This is a genomic window from Burkholderia sp. MSMB1078WGS (assembly GCF_001528895.1).
Classification (GTDB): Bacteria; Pseudomonadota; Gammaproteobacteria; order Burkholderiales; family Burkholderiaceae; genus Burkholderia.
Genome location: NZ_LPDI01000063.1, coordinates 1 through 19,682, shown reverse-complemented (window position 1 = coordinate 19,682; position 19,682 = coordinate 1). Strand labels below are relative to the sequence as shown.

Sequence of the window (19,682 nt, the reverse complement as noted above, 5' to 3'; positions counted from 1 at the left end):
CGATGCAAGCCGTATCGCTGAAGGCGCTCGCGTCGGTATCGCCGCGCGCGTTCGCCGACATCCTGGCCGGTCCGCCCGAGCGCGCCGCCGCGTGGGTCGCGGCAGCGGCCGACCACGGCATCGTCGACGCGCAGGCCGTCTACGGGCAATACCTGCTCGACGGGCACGGCGTCGCACGCGATCCGGCCGCCGCATTCAGCTGGTTCCGGCACGCGGCGCGAGCCGGCCACCCGATGGCGATGAACATGCTCGGGCGCTGCTACGAGTTCGGCTGGGGTACGGCCGCGTGCGCGCCGGTCGCCGTGTACTGGTACCGGCTCGCCGCACACGCGGGCCTCGACTGGGGCATGTACAACTACGCGACTGCCCTTGCGCTCGGCAACGGCGTCGACGAGAACCGCGCCGACGCACTCGACTGGTTCCGCCGCGCGGCCGCGCTCGGCCATGCGAAATCGATCAACCTGATCGGCGGCTTCTACGAAGACGGCTGGGTCGTACCCGTCGACACCGACGCCGCGTTCGACCACTATCGCCGCGCCGCCGTTGCCGGCGACTTCCGCGGCCAGTTCAACTATGCGCGGCTGCTCGCCGAGCGCGGGCGCGTCGACGAAGCGCTCGACTGGCTCGCGCGCGTGCCGGCCACCGCGACACCCGCGTTCATCGCGAAGATGCGTGCGTATCTCGTTTCGTCGCCGGTCGACGCTTTTCGGGCGGCGGCCGTGCAACTGGCGCCGCACGCAATGGAATCCGCACCATGATGCTTCATATCCCCGGCGTACTGACTCGAGCGCAAGTCGCGCAATGCCGCGATCTGCTCGATGCCGCCGAATGGGTCGACGGCAACGCGACGTCCGGCGCGCAGTCGGCGCTCGCGAAACGCAACCGGCAATTGCCGGAAGGCTCGCCGGCCGCGCGCGCGGTGGGCGACGCGATCCAGGACGCGCTCGCGCGCCATCCGCTGTTCTTTTCGGCGGCGCTGCCGCTCAAGGTGTTTCCGCCGCTGTTCAATCGCTATGAAGGCGGCGAAGCGTTCGGCACGCACGTGGACAACGCGATCCGGCTGCTGCGCGGCACGGATTTCCGCGTGCGCAGCGACCTGTCGGCGACGCTGTTTCTCGAGGAGCCCGAAGCGTACGACGGCGGTGAGCTGTGCGTGGAAGACACGTACGGCGTGCATCGCGCGAAGCTGCCGGCGGGCGATCTCGTGCTGTATCCGGCGTCGAGCCTGCATCACGTGACGCCGGTGACGCGAGGTGAACGCGTCGCGTCGTTCTTCTGGATCCAGAGCATGGTGCGCGACGATGGCGACCGCACGCTGCTGTTTCAGCTCGATACGCAGATTCAGGCGCTTTCCGCCGAAAAAGGGGCGAAGGATCCGGTGGTCATTTCATTGACCGGGATTTATCACAACCTGTTGAGGAAGTGGGCGGACGCGTAGCGCGAGCCGGTCACGCCCCGGCGCTTGCACCGTGTCGAAAAGCGGGTCTAAAATGACCATCGTCAAATGACCATGCTCATATCATGATGCCGCACGCTCCCGTATCGAAATCCGAATTCAAGGCTCGCGCACTCGAATACTTCCGGCTCGTCGAGGCGTCGGGCGAGAGCCTGATCGTCACCGACCACGGCAAACCGACGCTCGAGATCCGGCCGTATCGCTCGCGCGAAACTCAACCGTTGGACATATTGCGCGGTTCGGTCATGCGCTACGACAATCCTCTCGATCCGATTGCGGAAGATGATTGGGAGGCGTCGCGGTGATCGTGCTGGATACACATGCATTGGTGTGGTGGGTAGCGGGCGACCCGGCGCTCAGCAGGAAGGCGCGAAGCGCGATCGATCGTGCACGGAGCGAAGGCGCGCTCGCCGCATCCGCCATCTCCGCGTGGGAAATTGCGATGCTGGTGCGCAACGACCGCCTCGCACTGACGATGGATGTCGACGCATGGCTCGCCACCGTCGCGCAGATCGACGGCATGCGCTTCGTGCCGGTCGATGCCGACATCGCCGCGAAATCCACCGATCTACCCGGCACGTTCCACAAGGATCCGGCCGATCGCATGATCGTCGCGACCGCGCGGCGGCTCGGCGCGCCGCTCGTCACCCGCGACGAAAAAATCCGCGCGTACGCGCACGTCAAGACGCTCTGGTGAGCGTTGCCCGCCCGCGGGTCGAACCGCGGCGCACCTTCCGCCAGACTCCAGCATATTGGCGATTCGTCTGACCAAACGACCGCGGCCGCCCCTCTCGATATCGGTGCGTGGCCCGCAACCGTCCTCGTGCCATTGGCCCGCTACCGTGATACCGCTCTCCGATGCCGCCGTCCGGTCGATCGCCCTGCGGGAGTCGCACGAACGGTTCGTCGATCTCTCGTTCGGCGATCGTCATTGGGCCGTCATGCAGAACGAATCGCACGCAATTTACGCTCCTGTCGACGAAAGCATGCTCGACGTAGCGTCGCGATGACGGTTTTCCCGATCCGACACGCGTGACCCGGTAACATCCTCACTTGCCGATCCGCGTGTGCTCCCGCACAATCGCAGCACCTGCCTCACTCCCCTCGCGCCGATGTCCTATGCGTCACTCGCCACCGGCGTCCTGCTCGCCGGCGGCCTTGGTCAACGCTTCGACCCGAGCGGCCTGCACAGCAAGCTGCTCGCTCGGCTTCCCGACGGCACGCCGGTGGCGGTCGCCGCCGCCCGCCGTCTCGCGGCCGCCACCGCCGACGTGATCGCCGTCGTGCGTCCCGGCGCCGAAAAGCTTGCGATTTTGCTGAACGAAGCCGGCTGCCAGGTCGTTTATGCACCCGACGCGTTGCGCGGCATGGGCGCGAGCCTCGCGGCCGGCGTCCGCACCACGCCCGACGCGAGCGGCTGGCTCGTCGCGCTCGGCGACATGCCATGGATCGCGGCGTCCACTTACGAAACGGTCGCACGCGCGCTCGAAGCCGACCACGCGTCGATCGTCGCGCCCGCGCATCGCGGCGTGCGCGGCCATCCGGTCGGTTTCGCCGCGCACCATTTCGATGCGCTCGCCGCCCTCGACGGCGACACGGGCGCCCGCGCGCTGCTCGCCAGTGCACCGGTGACACTGCTCGACGTCGACGACCCCGGCATCCTGCGCGACGTCGATACACCCGCGGATTTGCGCTGACGTCGATTGCGCAGGCCCGCACGTTCCCGCACGAACCCCGCCGATCGGCGGATTTCCGCGACGATCGACCACCCGCCGCAAGAATCCCGCTGCAAACCCGCGCCCGATTGGCTATAACGGAGACGAGGCGCGTCCGCCGCGCCACCGCTGTCACGCACCGCGCGAGTTCTCCATGAGCGATCACACGACCCCGACGCCCGAGCCACCGGCCGACCCGAACCGCGATCCGGAAAACGATCCGTTCTCGTCGCCGCCCGGTCATCACGACAACCCGCAGCAGCCGGACGAACCGCCGAGCAAGGATCCGGTCTAGCGCGCCGGCCGCTTTGCGAACGCGACCCGCTCCTCGCGCGACTGCGGTCTAGCGTGCCGTATAGCCGCCGTCGATCGGCAGCGACACGCCGCTGATCATCGACGCCGCATCGCTCAGCAAAAACAGGATCGGTTCGACGACTTCGTCCGGCTCCGCGAATCGGCCGAGCGGAATCGCGGCCAGCATCGGCGCGCGCTTCTCCGGGTCGCTCCATGCGAACTGCGCCATCGGCGTGAGCGTGACGGTGGGGTTCACGCTGTTCACACGAATGCCGTGCGGCCCGAGCTCGATGCACAGCACGCGCGTGATCGCGTCCATCGCCGCCTTCGACGCGCAATAGCTCAGATGCGCGGGCAGGCCGACGAGCGCGGCCTGACTCGACACGTTGACGATGCTGCCCCGTGCATGCGCCGCGCCGCGTGCGTCGCGCTCAATCATCTTTCGGGCCACGGCCCGCGCGACGAGCGCCGCGCCGCGCGCATTGACGGCCATCACGCGATCGAAATGCGCGGCGCCGACATCGAGCGCCGGTTCGAGCGACGCGATCCCCGCGCAATTGACCAGGCCGTCGAACGCGTCGTATGCAGCGAGTGCGGCATCGATCGCGCGTTCGTCCTCGCCGACATCCATGCGCAACGTCTCGCACGCAATCTCGCCGGCGAGCATGTCGAGCGCGGCCATGTCGCGCCCCGCCGCGACGACGCGCGCGCCGACGTGCGCCAGCGCGACTGCGCACGCGCGGCCGATTCCGCTCGATGCGCCCGTGACGAGCACCGTTGACCCGCCGAAATCGAATCGTGTGTTCATGATGGTGTGCCCAGCCCGTGCATGATCGGCTTGAGTGCCGGATACAGCGCCGTGTACAGCGAAAAACGCGCGTCGTACGTTTTCGCGCGGTCGGCATCGGGCCGTGCGCGCTCGACGAGCGTGACCCAGCCGCCCTGCGCGTCGTCGCGCGACACGAGCCCTGCTCCGACACCCGCAAGCAGCGCAGCCCCCATCGCGGCTTCGACGTCCTGCTCGATCGTCCATACCGGGAAATCCGTCACGTCCGCGATGATCTGCATCCACAGCGCCGAATGCGCGGCGCCGCCGACGACGATCAATCGATCGTCCAGCGTCACCGCGCCACGGCGGCCGGCCTCGATGTTGTGGCGCAACGCGAACGCGACGCCTTCGAGCACCGCACGATAAAGATGCGCACGCGTATGCGCGAGACTCAGCCCGACGAACGCGCCGCTCGCCTTCGCATCCCACACCGGGCTGCGCTCGCCCATCAGATACGGCAGGAACAGCACGCCGTCGGCGCCGGCCGGCACACATTCGGCCGCCTCCTCGAGCAGCGCATGCGGATCGCCGTGCGGCAGCAGGCGCGCCGCATCGACTTCCGCATGGCAGAACTGATCGCGAAACCACGCCACCGACGCGCCGGCCGTGATCGCACCGCCGAACACGTACAGGTCGCGCTGCCCGTCGAACACGTGCGGCATGCTGACGAGGCCATGCCGCGCATCGACGTGCCGGTTCACGTAGCCCCAGCACATGCTGGTGCCGATCATCGCGACGTGCTGCCCGGCACGCGTCGCGCCGGCCGCGAAGGTCGCCACCGCCGCATCGACACCGCCCGCGACGACGGGCGTGCCGGCCGGCAGCCCGAGTTGCGCGGTCCATTGCGACAGCAGACCGCCGACGATGTCCGTCGAATCGACCAGCCGTTCCGGCATCATCGTCGCCGGAATGCCGAGCATGTCGAGCGCGTCGTCGGACCATTCACGGCGTGCGACGTCGTACACGCCGCCGATATTGCCGGCCGAACTGTGATCGACCGCCACTTCGCCGGTCAGCAGGTAGATCACGTACGCATTCGGCGGCAGGAAGTAGCGCACGTTCGCCCATACGTCCGGCCGCCGGTCGCGCAGCCACAGCATCTTGGTGAACCCGTAGTAGCTATCGACGCCGTTGCCGGTGATCACGCGCAGCCGCTCGACATTCACGTGCTCGTTGACCCAGTCGACTTCCGCGGTCGCGCGCCGGTCCATCCAGATCAGGCACGGATGCAACGGCCGCATGTCGATGTCGACCGGGATGCCCGAGCCGCCGTACAGGCTGCTCACGCACACCGCACGGATCGCATCGGCCGGCACGCCCTGCGCGCGCGCATCGCTCACGCAGCCGGCGATGCAGTCGAGCACCGCGTCGAACCACACCTGCGGCCACTGCTCGGCCCACAGCGGGCGCGGCGTATCGGGCTGGTAGCCGGCCGAGCGCCGCGCGACGATCGTGCCGTGCCGGTCGACCAGCAGCGCCTTGGTGCTCTGTGTGCCGATGTCGACGCCTATGACGTATTCCATGATGTCTCCGGTGAGGCGCGCGCCGGCCGTCAGCGGGCCGGCTTCAGCAGCACCTTGATCGATTCGGGCGATTTCGCGACGCGGATCGCATCGTCCCAGTCCTTGAGCGCGAAGCCGTGCGTGACGATGCCCTTCGACGTGACGAGCCCGCGTGCGAGCAGGTCGATCGCGACCGGATAGCAGTACGGCCCGAGATGCGCACCGCGCACGTCGAGCTCCTTGCGATCGCCGATGATCGACCAGTCGACGGTCGCATCCTCGCCGAACACGCTGAATTCGACGAAGCGGCCGAGCTTGCGGATCAGGTCGAGCCCCTGGTTCACGCCGACCGGCGCGCCGGTCGTCTCGATGTAGACGTCGCAACCGTAGCCGTCGGTAAGGGCGCGGACGATCTCGCGCGCATCGTCGCGCCGCGGGTTGATCGTCACGTCGGCGCCGTACTGCCGCGCGAGTTCGAGCCGTTCGTCGATCAGGTCGATCACGACGAGCTTCTTCGGCGTCTTCAGGTGCGCGACCTGCGTCATCATCAGCCCGAGCGGGCCCGCGCCCGCGATCACGACGACGTCGTCGAGCTGGACGTCGCCGCGGTTCACCGTATGGATCGCGCACGACAGCGGCTCGATGATCGCCGCATCCTCGAGCGATACGCCAAGCGGGATCTTGTGGACGATCGCGGTCGGCGGAATGCGCATGTACTCGGCCATTCCGCCGTCGGCGACTTCGCGCTGGAAGCCGAAGATGTTGTGCACCTCGCACATCCAGTACTGGCCCGACTTGCAATAGCGACACTTGCCGCACGGCACGATCTGCTCGGCGATCACGCGATCGCCCATCGCCACGCCGAAATGCTCGGCCGCGCCGTCGCCGAGCGCTTCGACATGGCCGAAGAATTCGTGGCCGGGGATCACCGGCGCCTTCACCCACGGGCTCGGTCCGCCCCAGAACATCTTGGCGCCGGTATAGCACTTGCAGTCGCTCGCGCAGATGCCGCAAGCGGCGATGCGGATCACGAGCTCGTTCGTCCCGGGGTGCGGCTTCGCGACCTGTTCGACGCGATAGTCCTCGGGGCCGTGGCAGACGACCGCGGTCATGCGCGGCTGGGCTTCGGGTGTCGTCATGAGTTGTCTCTTTTCCAATTGATTGGATAACCGATGGATCGATCGTTACCGCGATCGCTCGCGGCTGATGTAGATCGCGAGCAGGATGATTCCGCCCTTGATCACGTTCTGCACGTACGGGTTCACGCCGATCATGTTGAGCCCGTTGTTGAGCACGCCGAGCAGCAGCGCCCCGACGAGCGTGCCGAGGATCGCGCCGCGCCCGCCGGAGATCGACGTGCCGCCCATCACGACGGCCGCGATCGCGTCGAGCTCGAAGCCCACGCCGGCGTTCGGCTGCCCGCTCATCAGACGCCCGGTCAGCACGATCGCGGCGAGCGCCGACGTGACGCCGGCCAGCGTGTAGACGATCAGCTTCACGCGCGCGACCCGCACGCCGGTGAGCCGCGTCGCCTGCTCGTTGCCGCCGATCGCGTACACGTAGCGGCCGAACGGCATCCGGTCGAGCAACAGCCACGCGATCGCATAGACCGCCAGCATGATCAGCACCGGCGCCTGGATGCCGAGCACCTTGCCGCTGCCGAAGAACGCGACCCAGTCGGGCAGCCCGTCGATCGGATAGCCGCCCGTGTAGATCAGCGCGAGGCCGCGCGCGATGCCCATCGTCGCGAGCGTGACGATGATCGGCGGCATCCCCGCGAACGCGACGAACACGCCGTTCAGGAAGCCGAAGCCCAGGCCGACCGCGATGCCGATCGCCAGCGCGGCGGCCGCGTTGACGCCAGCGACCATCAGCCCGGCCGCGAGCGTGCCGGACAGCGCCATCACCGAGCCGACCGACAGGTCGATGCCGCCCGTCAGGATCACGCAGGTCATGCCGACCGCGATGATCGCGTTGATCGAGACCTGGCGCAGCACGTTTTCGAGGTTCGCGGCGGACAGGAAGCTCGGGCTCGCGACCATCATCGCGATGCACACGACGACGAGGCCCACGAGCGGATAGAACAGCGTCGAGCGGCGCAACCGGGCCCACATCGCGCGGGGCGGCGGCGCATCGGCGGCCGTGGCCGCGAGCGTCGTGGAAGGCGTGGAAGAGGAATCAGGCAGGTTCATGGGTCGCTCCTCGCGTGCCGGCCGTGGCATAGGTCATGACCGTGTCGGGATCGATCTCGTCGCCGGCGAGCGTCGCCTCGATGCGGCCCTGCCGGAACACGGCGACGCGATCGCACATGCCGACGATTTCCGGCAATTCGGACGAGATCATGATGATGGCGTAGCCGCGCGCGGTGAGTTCGCGCATCAGCCCGTAGATTTCGGCTTTCGCGCCGACGTCGATACCGCGCGTCGGCTCGTCGAAGATCAGCACCGACGTGTGATGGTTCAGCCAGCGCGCGATCACGACCTTCTGCTGATTGCCGCCGGACAGCGTCGCGACCTCGGTGTGGATCGACGGCGCCTTCACGCCGACGCGCCGCATCACGTCGTGCGTCGTACGCGCCTCGCCGCGCCGGTCGATCAGCCAGCGCATCGACCGGTACTTGCCGAGATTGTTCAGCGAGATGTTGTCGCGAATCGAAAACGACGTGACGAGCCCTTCCGTCTTGCGGCTTTCCGGCAGGAGGCCGATGCCCGCGCGCAGTGCGTCGGCCGGATCGGCGAGCTTCGCCGCCGCGCCGCGTACGCGCAGTTCCTTGCGATGCGCGCGTGTCGCGCCGATCACCGCGAGCGCGGTTTCCGTGCGGCCCGAGCCGACCAGCCCCGCGAAGCCGAGGATCTCGCCGGCGCGAAGCGCGAAGCTGTTCACCGGGCCGTCGCGCTCGATCTGCAGCGCATGGACGTCGAGCACGACCGGCGCGTCGGCCGGCAGCACCGGCTTCGGCGGAAAGCTGCTTTCGATCCGGCGGCCGACCATCATCCGCACCAGTTGCTCGACATCGGTGCGCGCGACGTCGGTCGTCGCGACGTACTGGCCGTCGCGCAGCACCGTGATGCGGTCGCACACCGCGAAAATTTCGTCGAGGTGATGCGAGATGAAGATCATCGCGACGCCCTGCCGCTTCAGCTCGCGCATGATCGCGAACAGGTGCTCGGCCTCGGCCGGCGTGAGCGTCGCGGTCGGTTCGTCGAGGATCAGAATGCGCGCGTCGAGCGACAGCGCCTTGCCGATCTCGACGAACTGCTGCTGCGCGACCGACAGCGCGCGGATCGGCGCATCGAGATCGATCGCCACGCCGAGCCGCGCGAAGATGGCCGCCGCCGCCGCGCGCATCCGCTTGCGATCGCGCGCCCCCCAGCGCGTGCGCAACTCGCGGCCGAGGAACAGGTTGTCGACGGCATCGAGGTGCGGAATCAGGCTGAATTCCTGGAACACGATGCCGACGCCGGCCGCGACCGCGTCGTGATAGTCCGCGAAATGGCGCGCGGCGCCGTCGATCTCGATCGTGCCGGCATCCGGCTGGTGGATGCCGCACAGGATCTTCATCAGCGTCGATTTTCCGGCGCCGTTCTCGCCGAGCAGCGCATGGATCTCGCCGCGCGCGATCTCCAGATCGATGTCGGACAGCGCCTTCACACCGGGAAAGCTTTTCGTGATGTGACCGAGCCTGAGTATCGTATCCATCGGCTTCTCCGTGCGAAGGGCGTCGTTCACCAGCTGAAACCCTTCGCGTTGCCGCGATCGACGACCTTCACGTCGACAGGAATCGCCTTCGGCACCGTCGCGCCCCACTTGCGCGCGATCGCGATGCCGAGCGCGATGCGCACCTGGTCGGCCGGGAACTGCGCAGTCGTCTCGACGAACTTCGAGTTCGGCTTCTGGATCGCGGCGATCGCCTCGGGCGCGCCATCGACGCTCGTCAGCTTGATGTCCTTGCCGGACCCCTCGATCGCGGCGAGCGCGCCCATCGAGCCGCCGTCGTTCACGCTGAAGATGCCCTTCAGGTTCGGATGCGCGGAAATCATGTTTTCGGTGACCGACAGCGCGGTCGCGCGCTCCTGCTTGCCGTTCTGCGTGTCGACGAGTTTCACGTTCGGGAATTTCGCGAGCCCGGCCTTGCAGCCGCGCACGCGCTCGAGAATCGGCACGACCGGAATGCCGTCGAGGATCGCGACCTCGCCGCTGCCGCCGATCGCCTTCGCGAGGTATTCGCACGACATCACGCCCGCATCGTAATTCTTCGAACCGACGAACGAATCGACCGGGCCGTTCGCGTTCGCATCGACGGCCACGACCACCGCGCCCGCCTTCTTCGCTTGCGCGATCGCCGACTGGATGCCGGTCGAATCGGTCGGGTTCACGAGCAGGATGTCGATCTTCTTCTGCAGCATGTCCTCGACGTCGCTCACCTGCTTGCTGACGTCGTGATGCGCGTCGGTAACGACGACCTGCGCGCCGATCGACGCGGCCGCGTCGTTCAGCGCCTTCTGCATCGTCACGAAATACGGGTTGTTCAGCTCCTGGAACGTCATGCCGATCCGCAGTGGCGCCGCGTGGGCGGCGGCGGGCAGCAGGGCCGCGACGGCGAGCGCGGCAACGGCCGCCAGGCGGGCGGTGCGACGGGAGGATGAAGCGGGCGATGCGTGCGTCATGACGGTGTCTCCTGAATTGTGTGCGGCTTTTTCGTGGATGAATGCGCCCCTCGCGACGTGAGCGACGCGATCGGCTGGGTAAAACGACGGAGCAAACTCGGGCGGGCGGCGGCCCGGCGATCATCCGGGCTGCGGCGCGAGCTCGGGTGCGCCGGGCGTCAGCACGCGCGGCGGCAGCGGGTTACCGGTGGGCGCCGCATGCAGCGCCAGCTCGCGGCTGCGCGCGTTCAGGCGCTGCAGCGCGCGGAATTCGGACGGCGCCATCCCCTTCACCGCGCGGAACTGGCGGTTGAAGTTCGACACGTTGTTGAAGCCGGCCTGGAAACAGACGTCGGTGATGCTCGCGTCGTCGGCGAGCAGCATCTGGCATGCGGATTCGATCCGCAGGCGATTCACGTACTGGACGAACGGCATGCCCGTGTGGCGATGGAACGCGCGCGAGAACGCGCTGACGCTCTGCCCGGTCAATTGCGCGAGATCGGATTCGCGCAGCTCGGATGCGAGGTTCTTGCCGATATACGACAGCGCGTGACTGAGCCGCGTCGGCGTGACGTCGGTCTGGTCGTATGCGGGGCTCGCGAGCAGCGTGCGCTCGGCCGCGCCGCACAGCCGCTCGAGGATCGTCATGAACAGCGCGATGCGGTGCATGCCGCGCGCGGTCAGCAACGCGTCGAACAGCGGGGCGATCGCGGCGCTCGTCGCCGCGTCGAAGCCGACCCCGCGCCGCGCATCGTCGAGCAGCGTCTGCGCGTCGCGGCATTCGGGAAACGCGTCCATGCAGCGGCGCACGAAAGACGGATCGAACTGGATCACGAGATTGCGCCGCTCGACGGTTTCGCCTTCGGCCATGTCGCTGACCCAGTTGTGCGGCAGGTTCGGGCCGAGCAGCACGAGATGGCCGGGGCCGAACGAGCCGATGTGATCGCCGACGAAATACTTGCCGTGCGTCGCGACGATCAGGTGCAGCTCGAATTCGGGATGGAAATGCCAGCGGATCGTGCGATACGGATAGCCGTGCGACCAGACCTTGAACGACTCGTCGCGTCGCACTTCGACCACTTCGAGATCGGGGTGCATCATGTTGGCGTCTCCATTCCCATGTATCGCTGGCCGGCCTGTTCGGCTCGTTCGCGCGTCCGCCGGCGGTTTCGCGCGGCGATGCGGACCGGTCGCATGGGAAGCAATGTAGGTCGATCGAGCGCGCGGCTCCACCAACTTTACGCCTGATTTCCGATACTTTTTTGCGCGATCCGGCCGTAAACGGCGCCGGACGGCAAATTTGTTGCGGCGCGGAATCGCGCGGACGGCCGCCCGCGCTGGCAGAGCCTGCGGTTGCCACCGTCGAGCACGTGAACCTGTCGGCTGACACGGACTCCCTACAAATATCGCGAAAGAAAGACTGTTGTGAGCGAAAGCACGGTCGCGTGATTGATAGGCATTGTCAGGTTAGCGGCGTATGTTCCTAAGGAAGTAAGAGTGGTCTGCTGTTTCGTGAGCATCTATGAAGCTCTGGTTGGTCCGGTCGGCGACAAGATGACAGGCAGGGCGCGCTATATGCACCAGCTAGTAGCGAACATCTACGATCACGCTGTCCGTGTAGGTACCGACTGGCGGTGTCGCCTGATCCGTATAGATTCGGGCCACATACGGAAACTGCCGGGTCGACTGACCGTCGGCCGCACCAGCGCTGTTCGCTCGGTTGGTTGCTTGCCCCCAAACTGTGCTGCCGCCCCCGCTATAGAGATCGTACTGCAACCGGCTCGTGCCGCTCGCCATCTGTCTCCGTCCGTTGGCCGCCACGTTGCTGCCCGAGCTCAGGCCAACCGTGTAGATCATCCCCTTCGTGCAGATGAACGACAGGCTGCCGCTGACCGGCGCGAAGGTCGACACGGTCGGCGCGCTGCCGAAATTGATGTCCGGCGCGATGATCGTACAGTCGTTCGTCACGGTCACCGTCACCGGCACGGTAACGGTCGTGGAGCCATTGTTCCAGCCGATGCAGACGATGACGCCAATCCCGTTGCAGACATGCCAGCTCCAGTTGATCGTCAACGTATCGGTATAGGTACCGGCTGCGACGTTGCTGCCGATCGACGTGCGCATGTACAGCGGCCTCGGCGCCGACGAGCCGCCGCCGAGGCCGATGATGCTCAGGAACTGCGTGCTCGCCCAGTTGTACGTGTTGCCGAAATCGAGTTGGGTCGAGTAATCCTTGTCCGCGAATAGCATGTAGGGAATCGCGTCGCCCGTCGGACCGACCAGCTTGCCGCTGTTCGCCGACGTGATCGTGCCGTTGATCTGGTTGCCGATCACCAACAATGCGACCAGTGCGCCTCCACACGAGATGCCCGCGTTGCCGGACGACGTCGATTGGGTCTGGTTCATGATATTGAACGACGTGACCGTACCGAACGCCCCCGGCAGCGGACTCCCGGCAGTACAGTCGGCATGGGCTTGCAGCGGGCCGAGCAGCGCAAGTGTTGCCGTCAGCACGATGCGGTACAGCAGTTTGCATATGATGTCCATTCTGTTGGTCCTGTTGTCAATCCCCGCAGGCGAGCGGCCCCACCCGGTGCATACCATTCGTGTCCATGTCGACATTGAAGTGCGCGTCGCAATGGCTGCCGTCTGGCTTCAGTACGCTCAGGTGATTGGACGCGGCGAGCCCTTCGAAATAGGTCTCACCGTTCCAACCTACGAGCGCCACCTGGCCGCTCTCACGATGTTCGGCGCGCGATCCGACCGTGATCGGTTTGCCCGTGACGTCGACGAGCCGGATACTCGCCGACACGACGCGTTCGACCGGAAACGAGACCAACGCACCCGCGCGCTGCCGTACCGCGACACGACGCTCCACCGTCGGCACGCGCATATTGGCTGGCAGGCCGAGCGGATCGATCTCGTACTTGCCTGCGTAGAACGACGGCGACCACGGCACCAGCAGGTGACCGCGCGCGTCCGTCGTGCCGATCAACTGGTTCTCGTAGCGCACCGGGATACCTTGCTGGCCTTGCGTGTCGATCAGCACGAACGCATCGTCGACGCGATTGGCGGGCAGTAGCGCGCCGTCCATCACGACCACCGAACCCTGCAGCTCGCCCCAGCGCGTATAGCCACCCTGGCGCGAGCCGTAGCCGTATGCGCCACCCTGCACCTGGAAGTAGCGGTTCCGCCAAGTCAGGTCGCCCTGCTGGTAATGCGATGCACCGCCGGCATAGGCGAGATTCCAGCCCAGCCCGCCGTCGCTCGGCACGCTGCGGCTGTATTGCGCGCGCTCGGTCCAGTTGCCGTCGCCGTCGCGCGTCGCGCCCGTCGTTACCACACCGCGGCCGCCAATCGGCACGATCAGCTGCATCTGCGCCGCGACGCCGCGATCGCCGATCGTCTTGTTGAGCGACGCATAGAGCGTCGCGCGACCGAACAGCGACCGCGTGTACGACAGGTTCGCGATCCGCGTGCGCAAACCGTCGCCGCCGCGCACGTCGAAGTAGCCACCGCCGAGCGTGCCGCCGAGGGCGCCGAGACTCAGCGCGCCGGTCGCCTGCGTGCTGCTGCGGACCAGCCGATAGCCGATGTTCGACGGCAGGTCGTAGACCGACAGGTCGCGGAACCCGCCAGCGCGCTGGATGCGCTGCAGCGCGACGCTGAAGCGCTGCGACGTATAGCTGTAGCCGAACGCGTACTGCTGCCCCGACGAACCGTCGAGGCTGCTCTGCGTCGCGGCCGCGTTGAGCACGCCGAACATGCCGACGCCAAGATCGAAGCCGAGCCCGCCGAGCGCGAGCCGCTCGCCGCCTTCCGCATGCCCTTCGACGGTCAGGTAGTCGGTCAGACCGTAGCGCGCGGTGCCCGACGCCGCGAACTTGCCGTACGAGAACGAGCTGATCCCGTAGTTGCGGCGCATCGCGCCCATCGACAGCGCGTAGTCGACCAGCCCCTTCTGCAGCAGCGTGTTGGCGACGTAGAACGGGATCGTGGTCGCGACCTGACGGCCGAGCGCGTCTGTCGTCACCACCGTCGCCTCGCCGGCGCCGTTGATGAACGGCACGTTGTCGAGCGCGAACGGCCCCGGGTTCACCTGCCCGCTCGCCGTCTTGCTGCCGTTGACGAACAGGTCGACCGCGGTCGGCACCGCCGCCTGTCCGGCAAACTGTGGCAGCGGATAGGTGACGATGTCCGGCCGCACCGCGAAGTCGCGCGCCACCGACACGCCGCCAAGCCGCACAGCGCTGGTCCACGACAGCGCGCCCGTGATCACGTCGCCCGCCGAATACGTGATCATCCGATCCTGGTCGGAGTAGCTCCAGGTGGTGTCGTAGCGCAGATAGCGGTTGTCGCCCGCTGCGCCCGCGCCGCTTCCGTACGACTTGCGATACACGCCGGTGTTGACCACCGTGCCCCATCGATCGAACAGGCGTTGTTCGGTCCAGGCCGATGTATAGCTCGGCCCGCGGGTCGGCGAACTGGTGTAGACGTCGTAGTTGAACAGCATCCCGAAACTGACCGCGGCCGGCGTCCGGTCATAGAGCCGTGCGGACCCGACCGTCTGCTTTGGTAGCCAGTCGGGCGGCACGGTCAGCGTGAGTCGCTGCTCGGCGCTGTCGTATTCGACCTCGACGCCTTCCAGCTTCGCGAGATCGACCATTCGCTCCGGCTCAGCGCCAGTGCGCACGGACACCTTCGCGAGATCGCCGGCGCGCACGTAGTACGTGCCATTCTGGCAGCGCACCGGCACGATCTGCCCCGTGGGTAGCGCATTGACAACCAACTCCAGATATAAGGTGCCGCTGCGCATCGAGCGACTGGGTACCTGCAACCCACTGTCGAAATTGTCTGCCAGTACCTTCGCGCCGCTCGCCTGCACCGAACCAGTCGTCGCGCACGCGAAACCGACCACCCACGCAACGCTGCGCAAATCCAGCGTGCCTTCACCCTTCATTCGAATCCACCGCTTCAAGACCGCCCCCATATCGTTGATGAGACCGCTTGTCTTCAGTGGTGCGGGTTCATTTGGGTGCGTCGATCCCATCCGGCTCGATCGCGACGCCGGTCTTGCCGTTGACGGTCGCGATCAGCTTCGGCGGAGCCGCCGCCGGCCAGGATGCGAGCTTCATGTCTTCCGGCAGCGCCCAACGTATTTGCGCGCCGGGCAGCACATAGCCGAGCAGGCCACGCGCGAGGTCCGTGCGTTCTCCAGCTGTGTCGAACAACACCTGTGTGATGCGGGCGTGAACCCGGCCGTGATTCGTCATCACCAGCCAGCAACGCTTGCCGCCGTCGCACGCGAGATGCCAGCTCAGGAAAGGCTGCGCAATCGTGAGCGGATCGCGCTTGTGGTCTGGGTCTTCCTTGGTCCAGATGCCCTTCCCGTAGACGAACAGCGGGATCGAGTAATGCATCTGGAACTTCACACCAAGATGGGTCTGGCCCGGTTGTGACGCGTTGTCGTCCGGCTGCGGGATTTCGTCAATCAATACGCGATACGCGTCCTCGGTGCCCGGCGCGCTTTCCGCGAGACGGGTCAGCCGAATCAGCTGGCGCTTCCCGGGCGGCACGGTGGCCATCGGCGGGCTACCGACGACGCGATTCTGGTCCTCGGTGTAGACATCTCCGCCACTTTCCTCGCGCCAACCAAGCACGCGCACCTGAAGCGTCACTGGCCTCGTGTCACGGTTCTCGAGCCACAATGCGGCCGCCCGCTGATCGCTCTCAATCACCGGATCGATCGGCCAAATCATCACGGAGGCCGCCGCCTGCGCAGTCCCGCCGCCCGCAAGCGCCAACGCGGCGAGCGCGCAACGCACCATGCACCGTATCACCTGCCCCACACCAAGATTGACGATCGCATCATTCATCATGCATTCCTAATTGATTCAGTAACTCAGCGTGATCTGTGCGACATCGGTGTACGTGCCGGCTCGCACGGCCCCACCCGGCAGCGTCAGCACGCCGTAGATCGGCAGGGTCGCCGTGCCCGAAACCGGAATCGAGATTGCCTGCCCGACGCCAATCACCTTCGTATGGGCTACGTCTCCGTAGAGCTGGTAAGCGATTTGTGCGCCGCCGGGGCCTTGCAGGTTACGCTGCACATTGCCCGCGCTCGGATGAGTGCCGCCGTCGACCGTCATCTTCAGCGTCGAGCCGGGCGAACACTCGATTTGCAGCGCGCTGCCACTCGTTGACGCACTCACGTTGCCGGTGGCGACGGCCGGGTGCGCGCCAAAATCGAGCGTGCCGAAATTCAGTCCGGAACTCGTACCGCCGGCGACGCCGCAGCCCGTGACGATCTGTGCGCTGACGACGAAGGTCTTCGTCGTCGGCAACGCCGTATCGGCCACGCTCGCTGCCGGCAGAACGACCACGCCAAACATGAGCACCACACCTTTTGTGGTCCACATAGCGATAGGAAGAAATGGAAGGAGGCGCCCCCACGGCTTTCCCGCGAAAGCCGTGGGGCGAAATCGGATGGCAGAGCGAGGCTTACCAGACGAGCGTGACGTTTAGCACGTCCGTGTAGGTGCCTGCGGCCAGCGCGCCGTGGCTCGTCTTGTTCGCGATGCCGTAGATTGGCAGTTCGAATGCAGTGCCCGGCGTCGGCACGGTCACCGCTTGCGGGTTGCCCGCGTCGTACCGCTTCGCGTGTGCCGAATCGGCATAGATCTCATACGGCACGTATGCCGAGCCGTTCGCCAGCGCGCGCGTCCCAGCGCCGATTCCGGTGCCCTTGCCCGCATTCTGGCCTCCGTCGACCGTTACCTGTACCGACGTTACATCCGGCGAGCAGGTCACTTGGGGCGTCGTCGAACCGCCGCCGGTCGCCTGCGAATTCAGCGAACCGGTGAAGCCGCTCGGCTGCGTGCCGAAATCGAGGATCCCGAAGTTCGTCGCGCCGTTCGAGCCCGAGCCCGCGTCGATTGCGCAACCAGTGGTCAAGACCAGTTTCGAATTCACCGTTCCCGTAAGCTGGCTCGTCTGAGCTTGAGCGGCAGTGCTAGCCCACGCCACAGCGATAGCCGCGCAAAGTTTCCAATGAGCATTCATATCGTTTCCTTTTTTGAGTGAAAGAACCGCTACCGCGATATTCGCCCAGCTATACCAGTCGATCGTACGTCTGCATGCCAATCCAACCACTGTCGACCGAAGCCAGGAAACCTCGACGGTTCGAACTGCGCGCAACGCGTACTGGCAGCGAAAACGTTGCAGGCCGCTGTAGCCGTCGATGCTCCTGTCTTGCAAGTTGACGATAACGGGTCTACCTCCGTCGATAGTGCAAAGAGGTGGTTGGCATGACGTCAAAGATGCCAACCAGTACTACGCAGTCGTCGACAGCCGCCTATGATCGAGGAGGCGTAGCCGAAATCACAGCATGGCGAACGCACGCGTCGCTGTGCGGCGCTATTTCATGTCGATACGGATCTCGACGCGCCTATTCTGTGCACGGCCCTCCGCCGATGCATTTGAGGCTACTGGATCGGATGCACCGCGCCCTTCGGAAACGAACGACTGCGCGCTCAACCCGTTGTCGCGCAGATAGTTCGCAACCGTGCGCGCACGTGCATTCGACAGTGCGAGATTGTGCGAAGCGCCACCAGTGGAATCGGTGAAACCGGTGAGCGTCACACGTCGAAATTGCGTTCCGCTGTTGGTCTTAATGAAGCTGTCGAGCGCAGCGCGAGCATGTGGCGTCAGTTGCGAACTGTCGGTGTCGAAGTGCGCATCGCCCTGCAACAGCACCTGACTCTGCGGAGCAGGTTGCGGTGCGGGCGCAGGCTGCGCGACCGGCTGCGGCTTGCCGCACATGAACGTGATCTCGCGTGGATCCTTCTTCGGCGCATCTCCGACTACGCGGTCAATCATCTCGAGCGCTGTGACGCCCTGGTCCTGGCAGAATTTCTCTGCTGCACGCGCGCATGCCTCGGCGCTGCCGAGTAGCCCATCGCAGTCCACACGGAACAGACGGTCCGGCTTGCCCGGCACGGATACCGCTCGAATGTCGTAGGTCAAGCCCGAATGAGTCGTACAGGCGCCAAGCGCCAGTGCGATAGCGCCGATCAACGTCGCGCGCATAAACAGTGATGTTTTGATCATGATGAAACATCAGCTTGAAGACTGATGCAGAAAATATTGGTCAGTGAAATGGTCATTGAGGTATCGCGCAGGGCGGGGCTTACGCCCCGCCCGTCTCGTGGATCACCACTGATACGAAGCACCCACGCCAACAGCGTTGCCACCACTCGACAAGCCCACGCCGGCCTTCAATTTCAGGTTCTGCGTGATCCGAGCTTCGCCGCCAAACGCCACCGCCTGATAGCCCTTGTAGGTCGCGCCACCGATACCGAACGACAGCGTCTTGCCCAGATCGACGCCCGGAATCATAGTCAGCGCGGTGGCTGCGGCGATACCCGAGTAAGCGTCGCGCGACATATCGTTGATCTGGCCTTGCAGACCGCCAACTGCGCGATCGAGTTGACCCTTGGTCGCTGCGTCGGACGCGTTGATGCCGTCCCTGATGTTGACCAGACGACGGTTGCCGCTGTCGGTCCCATTACCGAACGAAACGGTCCCGGCTTCTGTCGCCACTGAACCCTGACCCACTGCGACCGAGTTGCCTGCACCGGCTACAACACGAGAACCCTGGCCGATTGCGGTCGACCCTGCCCCCGCTGCCATCGAACCTTGGCCATTCGCGGTCGAGTTCGCCCCCGAGGCCGTCGAGCCTTGACCCGTGGTCGTCGAGTTGGTGCCCGTTGCATGCGAGCCTTGGCCTGCTGCCGTCGAGTTTTCACCCGATGCCGTCGCGCCCTGGCCGTTCGCGGTCGAGCTCGGACCCGATGCCGTCGAGCCTTGGCCCGTGGTCGTCGAATTGGCACCCGTCGCGTTCGAGCCTTGGCCTGCTGCCGTCGAGTTATCACCCGAGGCCGTCGAGCCTTGACCCACTGTCGTCGAGTTCTCACCCGAGGCCGTCGCGCCCTGGCCATTCGCGGTCGAGCTCGAGCCCGATGCCGTCGAGCCTTGACCCGTGGTCGTCGAATTGGCACCCGTCGCGTTCGAGCCTTGGCCTGCTGCCGTCGAGTTATCACCCGATGCCGTCGCGCCCTGGCCGTTCGCGGTCGAGCTCGGACCCGATGCCGTCGAGCCTTGACCCGTGGTCGTCGAATTGGTACCCGTCGCATTCGAGCCTTGGCCCACTGCCGTCGAATTCTCATTCGATGCCGTCGC

At 66.0% G+C, this 19,682-nt stretch carries 20 protein-coding genes; 6 read left to right on the top strand and 14 right to left on the bottom strand.

Annotated elements, in window-relative coordinates; all coding sequences use genetic code 11:
* Positions 1–2 precede the first annotated feature (2 nt).
* The 6 genes from WT24_RS16195 (at position 3) to WT24_RS34910 (ending at position 3,466) form a co-directional block, all read left to right on the top strand.
* Positions 3–758: a tetratricopeptide repeat protein gene (locus WT24_RS16195; protein WP_060034796.1), complete on the top strand. Its 756-nt coding sequence runs from the start codon at positions 3–5 to the stop codon at positions 756–758.
* On the top strand, positions 755–1,438 hold the full coding sequence (locus tag WT24_RS16190) for a Fe2+-dependent dioxygenase (RefSeq protein WP_059789135.1): 684 nt from the start codon (positions 755–757) through the stop codon (positions 1,436–1,438). Before WT24_RS16195 ends, WT24_RS16190 begins: the two co-directional genes overlap by 4 nt.
* Positions 1,439–1,521: 83 nt before the next feature.
* A complete protein-coding gene (locus WT24_RS16185) occupies positions 1,522–1,761 on the top strand; it encodes a type II toxin-antitoxin system Phd/YefM family antitoxin (protein ID WP_034204466.1) in 240 nt (79 codons plus the stop codon).
* Complete coding sequence (locus WT24_RS16180) at positions 1,758–2,153, top strand: type II toxin-antitoxin system VapC family toxin (RefSeq protein WP_034206140.1); 396 nt, start codon at positions 1,758–1,760, stop codon at positions 2,151–2,153. Before WT24_RS16185 ends, WT24_RS16180 begins: the two co-directional genes overlap by 4 nt.
* A gap of 415 nt (positions 2,154–2,568) precedes the next feature.
* On the top strand, positions 2,569–3,153 hold the full coding sequence (locus WT24_RS16170) for an NTP transferase domain-containing protein (RefSeq protein WP_059793321.1): 585 nt from the start codon (positions 2,569–2,571) through the stop codon (positions 3,151–3,153).
* 172 nt (positions 3,154–3,325) lie between these two features.
* Positions 3,326–3,466: a hypothetical protein gene (locus tag WT24_RS34910; protein ID WP_175888605.1), complete on the top strand. Its 141-nt coding sequence runs from the start codon at positions 3,326–3,328 to the stop codon at positions 3,464–3,466.
* 48 nt (positions 3,467–3,514) lie between these two features.
* Here WT24_RS34910 and WT24_RS16165 read toward each other — a convergent pair whose 3' ends face one another.
* From WT24_RS16165 to WT24_RS32945, 14 genes are all read right to left on the bottom strand, one after another.
* Positions 3,515–4,273: an SDR family oxidoreductase gene (locus WT24_RS16165; protein ID WP_060034794.1), complete on the bottom strand. Its 759-nt coding sequence runs from the start codon at positions 4,271–4,273 to the stop codon at positions 3,515–3,517.
* On the bottom strand, positions 4,270–5,817 hold the full coding sequence (locus WT24_RS16160; protein WP_060034791.1) for an FGGY-family carbohydrate kinase: 1,548 nt from the start codon (positions 5,815–5,817) through the stop codon (positions 4,270–4,272). Before WT24_RS16160 ends, WT24_RS16165 begins: the two co-directional genes overlap by 4 nt.
* Before the next feature lie 29 nt (positions 5,818–5,846).
* Positions 5,847–6,935, bottom strand: a complete 1,089-nt coding sequence (locus WT24_RS16155; protein ID WP_060034788.1) for an alcohol dehydrogenase catalytic domain-containing protein — start codon at positions 6,933–6,935, stop codon at positions 5,847–5,849.
* Positions 6,936–6,980: 45 nt separating this feature from the next.
* The gene (locus WT24_RS16150; protein WP_060034786.1) at positions 6,981–7,988 is read right to left on the bottom strand and encodes an ABC transporter permease; all 1,008 of its coding nucleotides are present in this window, start codon (positions 7,986–7,988) and stop codon (positions 6,981–6,983) included.
* Complete coding sequence (locus WT24_RS16145) at positions 7,975–9,495, bottom strand: sugar ABC transporter ATP-binding protein (RefSeq protein WP_060034782.1); 1,521 nt, start codon at positions 9,493–9,495, stop codon at positions 7,975–7,977. The genes WT24_RS16150 and WT24_RS16145 overlap by 14 nt, the downstream gene beginning before the upstream one ends.
* Positions 9,496–9,521: 26 nt before the next feature.
* Positions 9,522–10,463: a substrate-binding domain-containing protein gene (locus tag WT24_RS16140; protein WP_060034780.1), complete on the bottom strand. Its 942-nt coding sequence runs from the start codon at positions 10,461–10,463 to the stop codon at positions 9,522–9,524.
* Between the two features lie 120 nt (positions 10,464–10,583).
* Positions 10,584–11,543: an AraC family transcriptional regulator gene (locus WT24_RS16135; protein ID WP_059793330.1), complete on the bottom strand. Its 960-nt coding sequence runs from the start codon at positions 11,541–11,543 to the stop codon at positions 10,584–10,586.
* Positions 11,544–12,026: 483 nt separating this feature from the next.
* On the bottom strand, positions 12,027–12,989 hold the full coding sequence (locus tag WT24_RS16130) for a spore coat U domain-containing protein (protein WP_060034777.1): 963 nt from the start codon (positions 12,987–12,989) through the stop codon (positions 12,027–12,029).
* A 16-nt stretch (positions 12,990–13,005) separates the two neighbouring features.
* Positions 13,006–15,258: a fimbria/pilus outer membrane usher protein gene (locus WT24_RS16125; RefSeq protein ID WP_306453352.1), complete on the bottom strand. Its 2,253-nt coding sequence runs from the start codon at positions 15,256–15,258 to the stop codon at positions 13,006–13,008.
* Between the two features lie 211 nt (positions 15,259–15,469).
* The gene (locus WT24_RS16120; protein WP_082742198.1) at positions 15,470–16,318 is read right to left on the bottom strand and encodes a molecular chaperone; all 849 of its coding nucleotides are present in this window, start codon (positions 16,316–16,318) and stop codon (positions 15,470–15,472) included.
* 18 nt (positions 16,319–16,336) lie between these two features.
* Positions 16,337–16,861: a spore coat U domain-containing protein gene (locus tag WT24_RS16115; protein ID WP_060034771.1), complete on the bottom strand. Its 525-nt coding sequence runs from the start codon at positions 16,859–16,861 to the stop codon at positions 16,337–16,339.
* Between the two features lie 82 nt (positions 16,862–16,943).
* Positions 16,944–17,504: a spore coat U domain-containing protein gene (locus tag WT24_RS16110; protein ID WP_060034768.1), complete on the bottom strand. Its 561-nt coding sequence runs from the start codon at positions 17,502–17,504 to the stop codon at positions 16,944–16,946.
* A 354-nt stretch (positions 17,505–17,858) separates the two neighbouring features.
* Positions 17,859–18,551 carry an OmpA family protein gene (locus WT24_RS16105; protein WP_060034766.1) on the bottom strand — a complete coding sequence of 231 codons (693 nt, stop codon included), beginning with the start codon at positions 18,549–18,551 and terminating at the stop codon, positions 17,859–17,861.
* A gap of 102 nt (positions 18,552–18,653) precedes the next feature.
* The coding region (locus WT24_RS32945; RefSeq protein ID WP_179949359.1) for a YadA family autotransporter adhesin at positions 18,654–19,682 on the bottom strand (1,029 nt) is incomplete at its 5' end.

Coding starts and splice junctions, on each gene's coding strand:
- WT24_RS16185 (WP_034204466.1), top strand. CDS start 1,522: ATGATGCCGCACGCTCCCGTATCGAAATCCGAATTCAAGGCTCGCGCA.
- WT24_RS16155 (WP_060034788.1), bottom strand. CDS start 6,935: ATGACGACACCCGAAGCCCAGCCGCGCATGACCGCGGTCGTCTGCCAC.
- WT24_RS34910 (WP_175888605.1), top strand. CDS start 3,326: ATGAGCGATCACACGACCCCGACGCCCGAGCCACCGGCCGACCCGAAC.
- WT24_RS16160 (WP_060034791.1), bottom strand. CDS start 5,817: ATGGAATACGTCATAGGCGTCGACATCGGCACACAGAGCACCAAGGCG.
- WT24_RS16105 (WP_060034766.1), bottom strand. CDS start 18,551: ATGATCAAAACATCACTGTTTATGCGCGCGACGTTGATCGGCGCTATC.
- WT24_RS16165 (WP_060034794.1), bottom strand. CDS start 4,273: ATGAACACACGATTCGATTTCGGCGGGTCAACGGTGCTCGTCACGGGC.
- WT24_RS16135 (WP_059793330.1), bottom strand. CDS start 11,543: ATGATGCACCCCGATCTCGAAGTGGTCGAAGTGCGACGCGACGAGTCG.
- WT24_RS16130 (WP_060034777.1), bottom strand. CDS start 12,989: ATGGACATCATATGCAAACTGCTGTACCGCATCGTGCTGACGGCAACA.
- WT24_RS16145 (WP_060034782.1), bottom strand. CDS start 9,495: ATGGATACGATACTCAGGCTCGGTCACATCACGAAAAGCTTTCCCGGT.
- WT24_RS16170 (WP_059793321.1), top strand. CDS start 2,569: ATGTCCTATGCGTCACTCGCCACCGGCGTCCTGCTCGCCGGCGGCCTT.
- WT24_RS16140 (WP_060034780.1), bottom strand. CDS start 10,463: ATGACGCACGCATCGCCCGCTTCATCCTCCCGTCGCACCGCCCGCCTG.
- WT24_RS16195 (WP_060034796.1), top strand. CDS start 3: ATGCAAGCCGTATCGCTGAAGGCGCTCGCGTCGGTATCGCCGCGCGCG.
- WT24_RS16115 (WP_060034771.1), bottom strand. CDS start 16,861: ATGTGGACCACAAAAGGTGTGGTGCTCATGTTTGGCGTGGTCGTTCTG.
- WT24_RS16110 (WP_060034768.1), bottom strand. CDS start 17,504: ATGAATGCTCATTGGAAACTTTGCGCGGCTATCGCTGTGGCGTGGGCT.
- WT24_RS16190 (WP_059789135.1), top strand. CDS start 755: ATGATGCTTCATATCCCCGGCGTACTGACTCGAGCGCAAGTCGCGCAA.
- WT24_RS16150 (WP_060034786.1), bottom strand. CDS start 7,988: ATGAACCTGCCTGATTCCTCTTCCACGCCTTCCACGACGCTCGCGGCC.
- WT24_RS16125 (WP_306453352.1), bottom strand. CDS start 15,258: ATGCGCAGCGGCACCTTATATCTGGAGTTGGTTGTCAATGCGCTACCC.
- WT24_RS16120 (WP_082742198.1), bottom strand. CDS start 16,318: ATGAATGATGCGATCGTCAATCTTGGTGTGGGGCAGGTGATACGGTGC.